Annotated in this window: 15 protein-coding genes and 1 rRNA gene; 15 read left to right on the plus strand and 1 reads right to left on the minus strand. The window is 67.7% G+C overall.

The window, feature by feature from the left end:
- The first annotated feature begins 104 nt into the window (after positions 1 to 104).
- The 12 genes from rrf to xerD all read left to right on the plus strand — a co-directional run bounded on the left by rrf (position 105) and on the right by xerD (position 11,656).
- Positions 105 to 218 (plus strand): 5S ribosomal RNA (gene rrf / locus M1247_RS14425).
- 125 nt (positions 219 to 343) lie between these two features.
- Complete coding sequence (locus M1247_RS14430) at positions 344 to 1,192, plus strand: tetratricopeptide repeat protein (RefSeq protein ID WP_317157040.1); 849 nt, start codon at positions 344 to 346, stop codon at positions 1,190 to 1,192.
- A gap of 1 nt (position 1,193) precedes the next feature.
- Positions 1,194 to 2,210: an HAD-IIA family hydrolase gene (locus M1247_RS14435; RefSeq protein WP_317157041.1), complete on the plus strand. Its 1,017-nt coding sequence runs from the start codon at positions 1,194 to 1,196 to the stop codon at positions 2,208 to 2,210.
- Positions 2,211 to 2,223: 13 nt separating this feature from the next.
- Entirely contained in the window at positions 2,224 to 2,439 is a 216-nt protein-coding gene (locus M1247_RS14440; RefSeq protein WP_317157042.1) for a hypothetical protein, read from the plus strand.
- A gap of 6 nt (positions 2,440 to 2,445) precedes the next feature.
- Entirely contained in the window at positions 2,446 to 3,255 is an 810-nt protein-coding gene (locus M1247_RS14445; RefSeq protein WP_317157043.1) for a TlyA family RNA methyltransferase, read from the plus strand.
- A complete protein-coding gene (locus M1247_RS14450) occupies positions 3,252 to 4,175 on the plus strand; it encodes an NAD kinase (RefSeq protein ID WP_317157044.1) in 924 nt (307 codons plus the stop codon). The genes M1247_RS14445 and M1247_RS14450 overlap by 4 nt, the downstream gene beginning before the upstream one ends.
- A 6-nt stretch (positions 4,176 to 4,181) precedes the next feature.
- The gene (gene recN, locus M1247_RS14455; protein WP_317157045.1) at positions 4,182 to 5,951 is read left to right on the plus strand and encodes a DNA repair protein RecN; all 1,770 of its coding nucleotides are present in this window, start codon (positions 4,182 to 4,184) and stop codon (positions 5,949 to 5,951) included.
- 90 nt (positions 5,952 to 6,041) lie between these two features.
- Complete coding sequence (gene steA / locus M1247_RS14460) at positions 6,042 to 7,226, plus strand: putative cytokinetic ring protein SteA (RefSeq protein ID WP_317157046.1); 1,185 nt, start codon at positions 6,042 to 6,044, stop codon at positions 7,224 to 7,226.
- Between the two features lie 15 nt (positions 7,227 to 7,241).
- On the plus strand, positions 7,242 to 8,183 hold the full coding sequence (locus tag M1247_RS14465) for a copper transporter (RefSeq protein WP_317157047.1): 942 nt from the start codon (positions 7,242 to 7,244) through the stop codon (positions 8,181 to 8,183).
- 140 nt (positions 8,184 to 8,323) lie between these two features.
- Complete coding sequence (locus tag M1247_RS14470) at positions 8,324 to 10,090, plus strand: CTP synthase (protein WP_317157048.1); 1,767 nt, start codon at positions 8,324 to 8,326, stop codon at positions 10,088 to 10,090.
- A complete protein-coding gene (locus M1247_RS14475) occupies positions 10,083 to 10,703 on the plus strand; it encodes an NUDIX domain-containing protein (RefSeq protein ID WP_317157049.1) in 621 nt (206 codons plus the stop codon). The genes M1247_RS14470 and M1247_RS14475 overlap by 8 nt, the downstream gene beginning before the upstream one ends.
- Complete coding sequence (gene xerD, locus M1247_RS14480) at positions 10,700 to 11,656, plus strand: site-specific tyrosine recombinase XerD (RefSeq protein WP_458695223.1); 957 nt, start codon at positions 10,700 to 10,702, stop codon at positions 11,654 to 11,656. Before M1247_RS14475 ends, xerD begins: the two co-directional genes overlap by 4 nt.
- Before the next feature lie 6 nt (positions 11,657 to 11,662).
- Here xerD and M1247_RS14485 read toward each other — a convergent pair whose 3' ends face one another.
- The gene (locus M1247_RS14485; RefSeq protein ID WP_317157050.1) at positions 11,663 to 12,412 is read right to left on the minus strand and encodes an O-methyltransferase; all 750 of its coding nucleotides are present in this window, start codon (positions 12,410 to 12,412) and stop codon (positions 11,663 to 11,665) included.
- Between the two features lie 119 nt (positions 12,413 to 12,531).
- Here M1247_RS14485 and M1247_RS14490 point away from each other — a divergent pair, with 119 nt between their 5' ends.
- The 3 genes from M1247_RS14490 to scpB are packed head-to-tail and all read left to right on the plus strand — an operon-like array spanning position 12,532 to position 14,917.
- Positions 12,532 to 13,404 carry a ParA family protein gene (locus M1247_RS14490; RefSeq protein ID WP_317157051.1) on the plus strand — a complete coding sequence of 291 codons (873 nt, stop codon included), beginning with the start codon at positions 12,532 to 12,534 and terminating at the stop codon, positions 13,402 to 13,404.
- A complete protein-coding gene (locus M1247_RS14495) occupies positions 13,401 to 14,228 on the plus strand; it encodes a segregation/condensation protein A (protein WP_317157052.1) in 828 nt (275 codons plus the stop codon). The genes M1247_RS14490 and M1247_RS14495 overlap by 4 nt, the downstream gene beginning before the upstream one ends.
- Positions 14,225 to 14,917 carry an SMC-Scp complex subunit ScpB gene (gene scpB, locus M1247_RS14500; protein WP_317157053.1) on the plus strand — a complete coding sequence of 231 codons (693 nt, stop codon included), beginning with the start codon at positions 14,225 to 14,227 and terminating at the stop codon, positions 14,915 to 14,917. Before M1247_RS14495 ends, scpB begins: the two co-directional genes overlap by 4 nt.
- Position 14,918 lies beyond the last annotated feature (1 nt).

Consider the following 14,918-nt stretch of genomic DNA (forward strand, 5'->3'; position numbering starts at 1 on the left):
CACAATCCATCAACACCCACACACATATGTGAACTGGGGTCACCACCCCCACCACCAATAACACACCAACCCCCACACAAGAGGGGTCAACAAAAAAATAGAGTTACGGCGGTCCATAGCGGCAGGGAAACGCCCGGACCCATCCCGAACCCGGAAGCTAAGCCTGCCAGCGCCGATGATACTACCCCTACGGGTGGAAAAGTAGGACACCGCCGAACACAAATTAGGAATCGCCCCCCACGTTTTGCGTGGGGGGCGATTCTCTTTTCTCCAATTGAGAAGATTATCGCCACTGCGGGACGTGCCAGTATCCTTTGCGGGGAGGGCGGGTAGAAAGGCACACGTGGTCTCAGACAATCAAGGCGGCGGCGAGCGTCGGCCGCGGCGTGCATCGAACGGCCGTCCCCCCACCGGTGGCGGCCAACGGCAGCGTGACCAACGTGGGCATGATCGCCGGCCGGCAGCCCCGCGATCCTCCGGTCCCGGGCGGGCGCGTTCGGCCCAACCGGCCAGCACCGAGGATCAGTCTTCGGATGCGCCACGGCTTTCGGCGGACATCGAGGCCAGGCAGCTGGCTCCGGATGTCCGCCGGGAACTGACCACGCTGGACAAGTCGACCGCAGATTTCGTGGCCCGCCACCTGGTCGCGGCGGGCAATCTTCTCGATGAGGACCCGGAAACTGCGTTGGCGCATGCCCGTGCGGCCCGGAGCCGCGCGGGGCGGATCGCTGCGGTGCGCGAAGCGGTCGGAATTGCGGCGTACCACTGCGGTGACTGGGCCCAGGCGCTCGCTGAGCTGCGGGCAGCCCGGCGGATGGGCAGCAAGTCGCCGTTGCTGGCGATGATCGCCGATTGTGAACGCGGCATCGGCCGGCCGGAACGTGCCGTGGAACTCGCCCGCAGTGCCGAGGCCGCTGAGCTGACCGGTGCCGACGCCGATGAGTTGCGGATCGTGGCCGCCGGTGCCCGCTGTGACCTCGGACAGTTCGAACAGGCGTTGGCCATCCTGTCGACACCGCAGCTGGATCCGAAGCAAACCGGTCAGGCTGCGACCCGGTTGTTCTACGCCTATGCCGACACCCTGCTGGCCCTGGAGCGTCGCGACGAGGCGTTGAAGTGGTTCATCAACGCAGCGCGTGCTGACGTTGAAGGTGTGACCGACGCGGAAGACCGCATCACGGAGCTGTCCTGAGATGACCACCCTTGCGCGGCAACATGATTGCCTGCTGCTCGATTTAGATGGCACGGTATTCCGAGGGCACGAGCCGACAGTGGGTGCCCTCGACAGCCTGGCCGGCGTCGAGGCGCGGGTGCTCTACGTCACCAACAACGCGTCGCGGGCGCCGGCGCAGGTCGCAGAGCATCTGTGCGAGCTGGGTTTTCGGGCGAAGACCGACGATGTCGTGACGAGTGCGCAGAGTGCCGCGAGCCTGCTCGCCACGCAGTTGGCCCCCGGTGCAGTGGTCCTCGTGGTCGGCACCGACGCGCTGGCGGACGAGGTGACCAACTGTGGCCTGCGGCCCGTGCGGTTGGCCGCGGACAATCCGGTCGCGGTCGTGCAGGGGCATTCCCCGCAGACCGGTTGGTCCGAGCTGGCCGAGGCGGTGCTCGCGATCCGGGCCGGTGCCCTGTGGGTGGCGGCCAACGTCGATCTGACGTTGCCGTCCGAACGTGGTCTGCTGCCGGGTAACGGCGCGATGGTCGCGGCCGTGCGCGCCGCCACGGGTCGTGAGCCCCAGGTTGCAGGCAAACCCGCACCGACGCTGATGAAAGACGCCCTGAGTCGCGGCAGTTTCGACCGTCCACTTGTGGTGGGCGACCGGTTGGACACCGATATCGCGGGAGCCAACGGCGCAGGCCTGCCGAGCCTGATGGTGCTCAGTGGTGTCAGCACGGCGGCAGAAGCGCTGCGGGCCGTCGCGACGGAACGACCGGATTACATCGCGCCCGATCTGCGTGGCCTGCACGAGGATGCCGCCACCCTGGCGGTCGCGCCTCACCCCGCCTGGCGCATCGACGTTGTCGGGGATTCGGTGACAGTGCACGCCACCGGGGCCGACCCGGCCGACTCGCTGTCTGTGGTACGCGCGGCCGCCCATGCCGTGTGGGGCGCCGAGCTCGACCATCAGAGCTTCGCGGTGCAGGCGGGCGATGACGCAGCGCGCCGGGCACTGCAACGGTGGTCGCTGCTGTCGGCGCCCATCGACTAGCGTGAAGACCGCTATGACTACCGATCCCGACGAACTCCGGGCACAGGTCGCTGCGCTGTTGGCCGACCTGCCGGATCCGTCCGTGGAGGGCGCGCAGCTCACGGACGCTGACATCGACCTGCTGGCCGCCCGGTTGGAAGAGGCGCACAACCTGCTTGTCCATGCGCTCGAGGCGGTCGAGAAGGGTCCGGCCGGTGGTAGTGCCGGGTCCGTGGTGCCTGAAAGGTGAGCGCCTGTGGCGCGGCGGGCTCGTGTTGACGCCGAGCTGGTGCGGCGCGGGCTAGCCCGGTCGCGTCAGCAGGCGGCAGAGTTGATCAGCGCAGGCCGGGTCCGCATCGACGGTATGCCGGCCGCGAAACCGGCGACGGCGATCACGGTGGACGCCAACCTCACCGTCTTCCGCAGCGACGAACGAAGCTGGGTGTCGCGCGGCGCACACAAGTTGATCGGCGCGCTCGATGCTTTCGGGATTACGGTCGCCGACCGGCGTTGTCTGGATGCCGGCGCGTCGACGGGTGGCTTCACCGAGGTGCTGCTGGACCGCGGTGCTGCCGAAGTCGTGGCCGTGGATGTCGGATACGGCCAGCTCGCCTGGTCGTTGCGGTCGGATTCGCGGGTGACGGTGTTGGAACGGACGAATGTGCGGGAACTGACTGTCGAGGCGATCGGTGCGCCGGTGGGTCTCATCGTGGCTGACCTGTCGTTCATCTCGTTGGCGACGGTTCTACCCGCGCTGACTGCATGCGCGGAACCCGACGCCGATATCGTTCCCATGGTGAAGCCTCAGTTCGAGGTCGGTAAGGATCGTGTGGGTGCCGGCGGAGTCGTGTTGGACCCCGAGTTGCGTGTCGACGCCGTGTGCGCGGTTGCGCGCAAGGCGGCCGGACTGGGCTGGCCTGCCGTCGCGGTGACGGCCAGCCCGCTGCCCGGACCGTCGGGCAATGTGGAGTACTTCCTGCGCCTTCGCCAGGAGGCCGACCGGTCGCTGCACGGTGACGCGCTTGAACAGGCCGTGCGGCTCGCGGTCGAGGAGGGTCCGCAATGACGAGCGAACGCACGATACTGCTGGTGGTGCACACCGGCCGGGCGGAGGCGACCGAGGTCGCCCGCCGGGTGGAAAAAGTGCTCGGCGACAACGATATTGCGCTGCGAGTGCTCTCTGCCGAGGCGGTCGACCGGGGCCCGCTTCATCTGGCCCCCGACGATATGCGGGCATTGGGCGTGGATATCGAGGTGGTCGACGCCGAAGAGCGCGCGGCCGAAGGCTGCGAGATCGTACTGGTACTCGGCGGCGACGGGACCTTCCTGCGCGCGGCCGAGTTGGCCCGCAATGTCGAGATCCCGGTGCTCGGGGTCAATCTGGGTCGCATCGGTTTTCTCGCCGAGGCCGAGGCCGAAGCCATCGACCGGGTGCTGGAACACGTCATCACGCGCGACTACCGCGTCGAGGAACGCATGACCCTGGATGTGGTGGTACGGGTCGGGTCTGAGGTGGTGAACCGCGGCTGGGCGCTCAACGAGGCCAGTCTGGAGAAGGGTCCACGGCTGGGGGTACTGGGCGTGGTGCTCGAGGTGGACGGCCGCCCGGTGTCCGCGTTCGGTTGCGACGGGGTGCTGGTGGCGACGCCGACCGGTTCCACCGCGTACGCGTTCTCCGCGGGCGGCCCGGTGCTGTGGCCGGATCTGGAGGCGATTCTGGTGGTGCCCAACAATGCTCACGCGTTGTTCGCCCGGCCCATGGTGACCAGCCCGGCGGCGTCGATCGCCATCGAGATCGAAAGCAGCGGTCATGATGCGCTGGTGTTCTGCGACGGTCGCCGGGAGATGCTGTTGCCCGCGGGCGGCCGTTTGGAGGTCACCCGGTGCGCCACCCCGCTGAAGTGGGTACGTCTGGACAGTGCGCCCTTCACCGACCGCCTGGTGACCAAGTTCCGGTTGCCGGTCACCGGCTGGCGGGGGCAGTAGACACCCGTGCTCGCCGAGATCCGAATCGAAGCCCTTGGTGCGATCAGTGCCGCAACCGCGGAGTTCGACCGCGGGCTGACCGTGCTGACCGGTGAGACCGGCACCGGCAAAACGATGGTGGTGACCGGCCTGCACCTGCTCGGCGGCGGCCGCGCCGACGCCACCCGGGTGCGTTCCGGTGCCGACCGGGCGGTCGTGGAAGGACGGTTCAGCACAACCGAACTCGGCGAAGATGTGGCTGGCCGGGTGGAGCAGCTGCTGGACCTCTCCGGTGCCGAACGTGACGACGACGGCAGCGTGATCGCAGCGCGGTCGGTCAGCCGGGCCGGACCGTCGCGCGCCTATCTGGGTGGGCGCAGCGTGCCCGCGAAGTCGCTGAGCAGCTTCACCGCCGAGGTGCTCACCCTGCACGGTCAGAATGACCAATTGCGGCTGATGCGGCCGGATGAGCAGCGCGGCGCGTTGGATCGGTTCGCCTCGGTGGACAAACTGCTGACCCGCTACCGCCAGATCCGCGAGGAGTGGGCGGTGGCCCGGCGCGATCTGGCCGATCGCCGGCTGCGTGCGCGTGAACTGGCGCAGGAAGCCGACCGGCTCAGTTTCGGGATCAACGAGATCGATGCGGTGGCACCGCAACCCGGTGAGGACGAGGCGATCGTCGCCGATATCCGGCGGCTCTCGGAACTGGATGCGCTGCGAGATGCCGCACAGACGGCGCGCATGTCGTTGTCCGGCGCGCTCGACGGCGATCCGTCTCCAGATACGGTGTCGGCCAGCGACGGTGTGGGCCAGGCGAAGTCCGCGCTGGAATCCACCGATGACGCGGCCCTGCGATCGTTGGGCGTGCGCCTTGCCGAGGCGGTGGCGGTGATCGGTGATGTGACTGCCGAACTCGGCCACTACCTCAGCGAATTACCCAGCGATGCCAGCACCCTGGAAACCAAACTGGCCCGGCAGGCCGAGCTGCGCACGCTGACCCGCAAGTACGCCCCCGATATCGACGGGGTGCTGGCCTGGTCGCGGGACGCCGCCGACCGGCTCGCGCAATTGGATGTGTCCGAGGAAGCCCTCGCCGGACTCGAGCGCCGCGTCGGTGAGCTGGAAGCCGCGCTGGTGGTTGCGGCGGGTGAGCTCACCAAGGCTCGCACCAAGGCCGCGAAGGGTCTGGCCAAGGCGGTCACGGCGGAGCTGACCGGGCTGGCGATGGCCAACGCGATGTTCACCATTTCGGTGGGACCGCTGACCGCACGCGCCGACGACTCGGCCCCGGTGACCCTGCCCGACGGCACGGTGGCACACGCCGGGCACGACGGCGTCGACGCGGTCGAGTTCGGCTTCACCGCGCACCGCGGCGCCGATGTGCTGCCGCTGACCAAGAGCGCCTCCGGCGGTGAGCTGTCCCGGGTGATGTTGTCCCTCGAAGTGGTGCTGGCCGCATCGGCCGAGGGCACCACGATGGTGTTCGACGAAGTCGATGCCGGCGTGGGCGGACGTGCGGCCGTTCAGATCGGACGCCGGTTGGCCCGGCTGGCCCGCACCCATCAGGTCATCGTCGTGACCCATCTACCCCAGGTGGCGGCCTACGCCGACATTCACCTCGTGGTCGACAGCGGCAACGGCCGCAGCAAATCCAGCGGTGTGCGCCGCATCGACGACGACGACCGGGTCGCCGAGCTAGCTCGGATGCTGGCCGGACTCGGCGAATCGGACAGCGGCCGGGCACATGCCAGGGAGTTGCTGGAGGCAGCGCAGCAAGACCGCCGCCAGGCTGATTAGCCTGTTACTGATGTGACTAAAGCAACTTGTGAGGCTGGTGTTACGGCGCGCCTCCGCTGTCAGGTGACCGATCCCCGACAGAATCGGCGCATGAAGATGTCAGCGCTGCTAACCCGCAATGCCACCGCACGCCCGGGTGTCACCGGAACGGCCCGCGTAGACCGCGACATCGATCGGCTGCTACGTCGCGTCGGTCCCGGCGACATCGTCGTCATCGACGCTCAGGATCTGGACCGGATCACCGCGGATGCACTGGTCGAGGCCAACATCGCCGGGGTCGTCAACGCCTCACCGTCGATTTCCGGGCGCTATCCCAATCTCGGCCCCGAGGTGCTCGTCGCCAACGGGGTGATGCTCATCGACGAGGCTGGCCCCGAGGTGTTCAAGAAGGTCAAGGACGGCGCCCGGGTACGCCTGCACAACGGCGGCGTGTACTCCGGCGATCGCCGCATCGCGTTGGGCACCGAACGTAATGACCAGGAAATCCACGAGCTCATGCACGAGGCCAAAAGCGGCCTGGTCGCGCACCTGGAGGCGTTCGCGGGCAACACCATCGAATTCATCCGCAGCGAGAGCCCGCTGCTGATCGACGGCATCGGCATTCCGAACATCGACGTCGACCTGCACCGCAGGCATGTGGTGATCGTTGCCGAGGAGGCTGACGCCGCCGACGACCTGAAGGCCCTCAAGCCGTTCATCAAGGAGTACCAGCCGGTGCTGGTCGGCGTCGGCGTCGGCGCGGACGTGCTGCGCAAGGCCGGCTATCGGCCGGCCCTCATCGTCGGGGATCCGGACAAGCTCAGCGTCGAGGTGCTGCGCTGCGGTGCACAGGTGGTGCTGCCCGCCGACGCCGACGGACACGCCGCCGGGCTGGAACGCATCCAGGACCTCGGCGTCGGAGCGATGACGTTCCCGGCGGCCGGATCGGCCGCCGACCTGGCGCTGCTGCTCTGCGATCACCACGGGGCGTCCCTGATCGTCACCGCAGGTCACACCGCCAACATCGAGGAGTTCTTCGACCGGTCCCGCCAACACAGCAACCCGTCGACCTTCCTGACCAGATTGAAGGTGGGGGAGAAGCTCGTCGACGCCAAAGCGGTGGCCACCCTGTACCGCAGCAGGGTCTCCGGCGGTGCGATCGCACTGCTGGTGCTGGCCATGCTGGTGGCCGTCATCGTCACGCTGTGGGTGTCGCGGGCCGACGCGGCAGTGCTCGACTGGCTGGCCGAGTACTGGCACCGCTTGACGGTCTGGGTACAGGGTCTGATCAACTGAGCCGGCGGTCGAACCGTGATTTCGCTACGCACACACGCAATTTCCCTGGCCGCGGTGTTCCTCGCGCTGGCCATCGGGGTGGCGATGGGGTCAGGGCTGCTGTCGAACACCGTGCTCTCGGGGTTGCGTAACGACAAACAGGACCTGCAGCACGAGATCGACACACTCACCGAGGACAAGAACGCCCTCAACGAAAAGCTGAATGCTGCAGGCGAATTCGATGCCCAGATGGCGCCGCGCATGGTCCGTGACGTGCTCAAGGACAAGTCGGTGGTGGTGTTCCGGACACCCGATGCCGCCGATGACGACGTCGACGCCATGTCGCGGTTCATCGGCCAGTCCGGCGGCACCGTCACCGGAACCGTCGCGCTGACCCCGGAGTTCGTGGAAGCCAACTCGGCGGACAAACTGCTCTCGGTGGTGAATTCGCCCATCGTCCCGGCAGGTAAGCAGCTCAGCACCGCCGCGGTCGACCAGGGATCGCAGGCCGGTGATCTGTTGGGCATCGCCCTGCTGACCGACAAGAATCCGGCGGCCCCACCCGTCGACGACACCCAGCGGCAAACCGTGCTCACCGCGCTGCGTGACACCGGATTTCTCACCTATGACGATGAGCACATCGGGGCGGCCAACACCGCGTTGATCGTGACCGGGCCTGCACTCGGCGAGGATGCCGGTAACCGCGGCGCGACCGTGGCGCGGTTTGCCTCCGGTCTGGCCGGACACGGCTCGGGCACCCTGCTGGTGGGCCAGGGCGGATCGGCGTCGGGATCCGGCCCGGTGGCGGTGACCAGGTCCGATGCCGCCTTGACCGCTGCCGTCGCCACCGTCGACGACGCCGACTCCAGCGCCGGGCAAATCACCTCCGTGTTGGCACTGGGCGAACTCGCGGCAGGCGGGCGGCCCGGGCAGTACGGCACCGGCCGGGGCGCCACCTCGGTGACGGTCCCGCAATAACGGGCACCGTCGTCCTGCCCGAAGCCCCGCGCGGCGCGCCGGGCACGGCTTGTCGGGCTCGGTGTTAAGGTGAGATTCCGTGGGTAGGCAGGCCCCAGCTAGGTTCCGCGATCCCCTGCCCGTCATCACGGAGGTTGCTTTTGCCCGCGTTACGCAAGCACCCGCAAACTGCCACGAAACACCTGTTCGTCACCGGTGGTGTGGCTTCTTCACTCGGTAAGGGTCTGACCGCTTCCAGCCTCGGTCAGCTGCTGACCGCGCGGGGCTTGCAGGTGACCATGCAGAAGCTCGACCCCTACCTCAACGTCGATCCGGGCACCATGAACCCGTTCCAGCACGGTGAGGTGTTCGTCACCGAGGACGGTGCCGAGACCGACCTCGACGTCGGCCACTACGAGCGCTTCCTGGACCGTAACCTGTCCGGCTCGGCCAACGTGACCACCGGCCAGGTGTACTCGTCGGTGATCGCCAAGGAGCGTCGCGGTGAATATCTGGGCGATACGGTGCAGGTGATCCCGCACATCACCGATGAGATCAAGAGCCGCATCCTGGCGATGGCCGAGCCCGATGCCAAAGGCAACCGGCCCGATGTGGTGATCACCGAAATCGGCGGAACCGTAGGCGATATCGAATCGCAGCCGTTCCTGGAGGCGGCCCGGCAGGTGCGCCACGACGTCGGGCGGGACAACGTGTTCTTCCTGCACGTGTCGCTGGTCCCGTACCTGGCGCCGTCGGGCGAACTGAAAACGAAACCGACTCAGCATTCGGTCGCCGCCCTGCGCAGCATCGGTATCACCCCCGACGCGCTGATCCTGCGTTGCGATCGGGAGGTGCCCGAACCGCTGAAGAACAAGATCGCGCTGATGTGCGACGTCGACGTCGACGGGGTGATCTCCACGCCGGATGCGCCGTCGATCTACGACATCCCCAAGGTGTTGCACCGCGAGGAGCTCGACGCGTACGTGGTGCGCCGGCTGAACCTGCCGTTCCGCGACGTTGACTGGACCCAGTGGAACGATCTGCTGCAGCGGGTGCACGAGCCGCACGAAACCGTGCGGATCGCGCTGGTGGGCAAGTACATCGACCTGTCCGACGCCTACCTGTCGGTTGCCGAGGCACTGCGTGCCGGCGGTTTCAAGCACCGCGCCAAGGTGGAGATGCGGTGGGTGGCCTCCGACGACTGCGAAACCGAGAACGGCGCCGCAGCCGCGTTGTCCGATGTGCACGGGATCCTCATCCCCGGGGGTTTCGGGATCCGTGGCATCGAGGGCAAGATCGGCGCCATCTCGTACGCCCGCAAGCGCGCGCTGCCGGTTCTGGGATTGTGTCTGGGCCTGCAGTGCATCGTGATCGAGGCGGCCCGTTCCGTCGGGATCGCCGGCGCCAACTCCGCGGAATTCGACCCGGACACCGCGGACCCGGTGATCTCGACGATGGCCGACCAGAAGGACGCCGTCGCCGGCGAGGCAGACCTGGGCGGCACCATGCGGTTGGGCGCCTACCCGGCCGTGCTGGACAAGGGATCCGTTGTGGCGCAGGCCTACCAGGCGACCGAGGTCTCGGAACGGCACCGCCACCGGTACGAAGTCAACAACGCCTACCGGGACCGGATCGCCGAGAGTGGGCTGCGGTTCTCCGGAACCTCGCCCGACGGTCACCTCGTGGAGTTCGTCGAGTACTCGCCCGAGGTGCATCCGTTCCTGGTCGGCACCCAGGCTCACCCGGAACTGAAGAGCCGGCCCACCCGGCCGCATCCGCTGTTCGCGGCGTTCATCGGCGCGGCCCTGAACTACAAAGCCGAAGAGCGGCTGCCCGGAATGGACCTGCCCGAGCAGTTCTCCAACGGGGCCGAGCACGCCGAATCCGAGCTGGAAGCACCGCTGGAGAAATCCGACGTCCGTGGGTGAACACGACTTCGAGACGCTGAGTAGCGAAACCGTTTACGTCGGAAACATTTTCGCGCTCAGGGCCGACGAGGTCAGCATGCCGGGTGGCAACTCGGCGCGCCGTGAGGTCGTGGAGCATTACGGCGCGGTGGCAGTGGTCGCCCTCGACGATGACGGCAATGTGGTGCTGGTCTACCAGTACCGCCATCCGCTGGGCCGTCGTCTGTGGGAACTGCCCGCAGGCCTGCTCGACCTGGCCGGCGAGCCACCCGAGATCACCGCGGCCCGCGAACTCAAAGAAGAGGTCGGCCTGGCGGCCGCGCAGTGGCGGGTACTGGTCGACCTGGATTCCACGCCGGGGTTCTCCGACGAAAGCGTGCGGATTTTCCTGGCCACGGGACTGACCGAGGTCGGTCGTCCCGAGGCTCACGACGAGGAAGCCGACATGATCCTGGAACGGGTGCCGCTGGCCGATGCGGTGGCCCGGGTGTTCTCCGGTGACATCGTCAACGCCATTGCGGTGGCGGGCCTGCTGGCCGCGCACACGGTCTCCGATGTGGAAACGCTCCGGCCGGTCGAGGCGCCCTGGACGGACCGGCCATCGGCGTTCGCCCGGCGCAAGAGTGCGCCGTGACGACGTCGTCCCCACTGCGGGCGACGCTCGAAGGCCAACTTCAGGGCTACCTCGATCACCTGACCATCGAGCGCGGGGTCGCGGCCAACACCCTGAGCTCCTACCGGCGTGACCTGCGGCGGTATGCCGACCACCTGACCCAGCGCGGCATCGACGATCTGGCCAAGGTCGTCGAGGCCGACGTCAGTGAATTTCTGGTGGCGTTGCGCCGCGGTGACCCCGACGCCGGCGTCACCGCACTCTCCGCGGTGTCTGCGGCGCGTGCCGTGGTCGCCGTCCGCGGTCTGCACCGGTTCGCCGTCGCCGAGGGCCTGACGGAACTCGACGTCGCCCGCGCCGTCAAACCGCCCACGCCCAGCCGGCGGCTGCCCAAGAGCCTGACCCTCGACGAGGTACTGGCCCTGCTCGAAGCCGCAGGCGGTGACAGTGAGGCCGACGGTCCGCTGACGCTGCGCAACCGGGCGCTGCTGGAACTGCTCTACTCGACGGGCGCCCGCATCTCCGAGGCGGTCGGGCTCGACGTCGACGACATCGACACCCAGGCCCGGTCCGCGCTGCTGCACGGCAAGGGGGGCAAACAGCGCCTGGTGCCGATCGGCCGACCGGCGGTGAGCGCGCTGGACGCCTATCTGGTCCGGGGCAGGCCCGATCTGGCCCGCCGCGGCCGGGGCGTCCCGGCGATCTTCCTGAACGCGCGCGGTGGCCGACTCTCCCGCCAGAGCGCGTGGCAGGTGTTGCAGGACTCCGCCGAGCGTGCCGGGATCACCTCGGCGGTGTCGCCGCACACCCTGCGGCACTCGTTCGCCACCCACCTGCTCGACGGCGGCGCCGACGTCCGCGTCGTGCAGGAACTGCTCGGCCACGCCTCGGTGACCACGACGCAGATCTACACCATGGTCACCGTGCACACGTTGCGCGAAGTGTGGGCCGGGGCGCACCCACGGGCCAGGTAGGCGGGCCTACCCCAGAAATTCGGACTCCAGCACCAGATCGGGGAGCAGCCTCTGATATTCGGCATGGGTCTTGTGCTCGGTCGTCTCCCAGTGCGTGCCCTGTTGTTCCCGCATGTAGGCGAGGTATTTCGGGGCGCCGGGCAGCCTGACGTTGTCGGCCACCACGATGGCCCCTGGGTGTAGCCAACCGCGCTGCAACAGGCTCTGCAGGTCCGGTAGGTACGCGCTCTTGTGGTGATCGAGGAAGACGAAGTCCAGCGCACCCGCATCGAACCCGTGTTGTGCGAGCGCGTCGAGGGTCCGCCCACCGTCCCCGATGGTCCCGACCACGCAGGTGACGCGGTCCGCCACGCCGGCGTGCGTCCAGATGCGTCGGGCGATTTCGGCGTTGACGGCGGAGAACTCCACCGAGAACACCCGCGCGGCCGGTGCCGCTCTGGCGATTCGCAGGGCGCCGTAGCCGCAATAGGTGCCCAATTCGAGGGCGAGGCGTGGCTTTGCCCGGACGACGGCGGCGTCGAGCAGCGCGCCCTTCTCGTCGCCGACGTTGATCAGGAACGACTTCTCGTAGGCGAATCTGTCGATGGTCGCCAGCACGTCCTCGATGTCGCCGGCGCGGGCGTTGGCCAGGACATACTCGGCCGCCGCGGCCTCCCGGCCGTCACCCCACTGCCCGGTTCTGCCGAAGTGCCTGGCCCCGATTCCCATCCGGATAAACGACCATCGCAACAGCGGCAGTCGCTGCTTGAGAGTCATGTCGCACAGCCTAGGCCGTGCGATTGCCCGCGGGTCTGTCCGTTTTGGGAGCCGGACGACGTTAAACTTGCCCGGATGTTCGCCAAGTCTGTGGGTTGCCTGACCAGCGGTGGTCGCGCGTGACGCCCGACGGCGACGGACCCGATACCGCGCCCGAAGTGGGCCTGACCGGTCGTCCATCACGGTTCATCCCCGAACCACAACCAAAATCGACACACGGCCCGGCCAAGGTTGTCGCGATGTGCAACCAGAAGGGCGGGGTCGGCAAGACCACCTCGACCATCAATCTGGGCGCCAGCCTCGCCGAATGCGGTCGGCGGGTGTTGCTGGTCGACCTCGACCCGCAGGGCGCGTTGTCGGCCGGCCTCGGCGTGCCGCACTACGAACTGGCGCACACGGTGCACAACCTGCTGGTCGAACCGCGGGTGTCGATCGATGACGTGTTGATCAAAACCCGGGTCAGCGGCATGGACCTGGTACCCAGCAACATCGACCTGTCTGCCGCCGAGATCCAGTTGGTCAACGAGGTGGGCCGGGAACAGTCACTGGCCCGTGCGCTGTACCCGGTGCTGGACCGCTACGACTACGTGCTGATCGACTGCCAACCATCGCTGGGCCTGCTCACCGTCAACGGACTGGCCTGCGCCGACGGCGTGATCATCCCGACCGAGTGCGAGTACTTCTCCCTGCGCGGTCTGGCGCTGTTGACCGACACCGTCGAAAAAGTGCACGACCGACTCAACCCACGCCTGGAGATCAGCGGCATCCTGATCACCCGCTACGACCCGCGCACCGTCAATTCGCGTGAGGTGATGGCGCGGGTGATCGAGCGCTTCGGTGATCTCGTGTTCGACACCGTCATCACGCGCACCGTGCGGTTCCCGGAGACCAGCGTCGCCGGCGAGCCGATCACCTCGTGGGCGCCGAAATCCGGCGGTGCGGCCGCCTACCGGTCACTGGCGCGGGAAGTCATCCACCGGTTCGGCGCGTGAACGCCACTGAAACCCAGCCGGACGCGTCACCTGGTTTCAAAGTCCGGTTGACCAACTTCGAGGGGCCGTTCGATCTCCTGCTACAGCTGATCTTCGCCCATCGGCTTGACGTCACCGAGGTGGCGTTGCATCAGGTCACCGACGACTTCATCGCCTACACCAAGGCCATCGGCGCGCAGCTGGAGCTCGACGAGACGACCGCCTTTCTGGTGGTCGCGGCTACGCTGCTGGATCTGAAGGCGGCGCGGCTGCTGCCCGCGGGCGAGGTGCAGGACGAAGAGGACCTGGCCCTGCTGGAGGTGCGGGACCTGCTGTTCGCCCGGCTGCTGCAGTACCGGGCGTTCAAACACGTCGCCGAGATGTTCGCCGAACTGGAGGCCGCGGCGCTGCGCAGCTACCCGCGCGCGGTGTCACTGGAAGATCCCTTCGCCGAGCTGCTGCCCGAGGTGATGCTCGGGGTGGATGCCGACAAGTTCGCCCAGATCGCCGCGGCGGCGTTCACCCCGCGGCCGGTGCCGACGATCGGCACCGAACATCTGCACATGTCCCGGGTGTCGGTGCCCGAGCAGGCCGAGCGGCTGCTCAGCCTGCTGGAACAACGCGGCGTCGGCGAATGGGCGACATTCTCCGAATTGGTGGCCGATTGTTCGGCCGGGATCGAGATCGTGGGGCGCTTCCTGGCGCTGCTCGAGCTGTTCCGGACCAGGACGGTAGCATTCGAGCAAGCAGAACCGCTTGGTGTGCTCCAGGTTTCGTGGACCGGGGATCGGCCGACCAGCGAACACCTGGAAACCGCTGAAGCGGAAGAAGAGATAGAACAATGACTGAGGATATTTCGGCCGACGCCGATCTGGGCATCGACGTCGCCACCGTGCCGGAGCTGGAGGACGGTGAACTCGGCGCGGTGCTCGAGGCGCTGCTGCTGGTGGTGGACACCCCGGTGTCGGTGGATGCCCTGGCCTCCGCCACCGAGCAACCGGCCTACCGAATCGCGGCCAAACTCCGTGTGATGGCCGACGATCTGGCGGCCCGCGACAGCGGTATCGACCTCCGTGAGGCGGCCGGCGGCTGGCGCATGTACACCCGCGCCCGGTACGCCCCCTACGTGGAGCGGCTGTTGCTCGACGGGGCACGGACCAAGCTGACCCGCGCGGCGCTGGAGACCCTGGCGGTGGTGGCCTACCGGCAGCCGGTGACCCGGGCCAGGGTGAGTGCGGTGCGCGGGGTGAACGTGGACGCGGTGATGCGGACGCTGTTGGCGCGCGGGCTGATCACCGAAGCGGGCGTGGACCAGGATTCGGGAGCGGCGACGTTCGCCACGACGGAGCTGTTCCTGGAACGGCTCGGCCTGTCGTCGCTGACCGATCTGCCCGACATCGCGCCGCTGCTGCCCGATGTCGACGTGATCGACGATCTGAGCGAAACACTCGGTGACGAACCGCGTTTCGCCAAACTCAACGGCGGTTCGTCAGGTACCGATCAGCCGATAGCCTTCGATGTGGACAAGGACTGAC

The organism is Mycobacterium appelbergii (genome assembly GCF_032883035.1).
GTDB classification, from domain to species: Bacteria; Actinomycetota; Actinomycetes; order Mycobacteriales; family Mycobacteriaceae; genus Mycobacterium; species Mycobacterium appelbergii.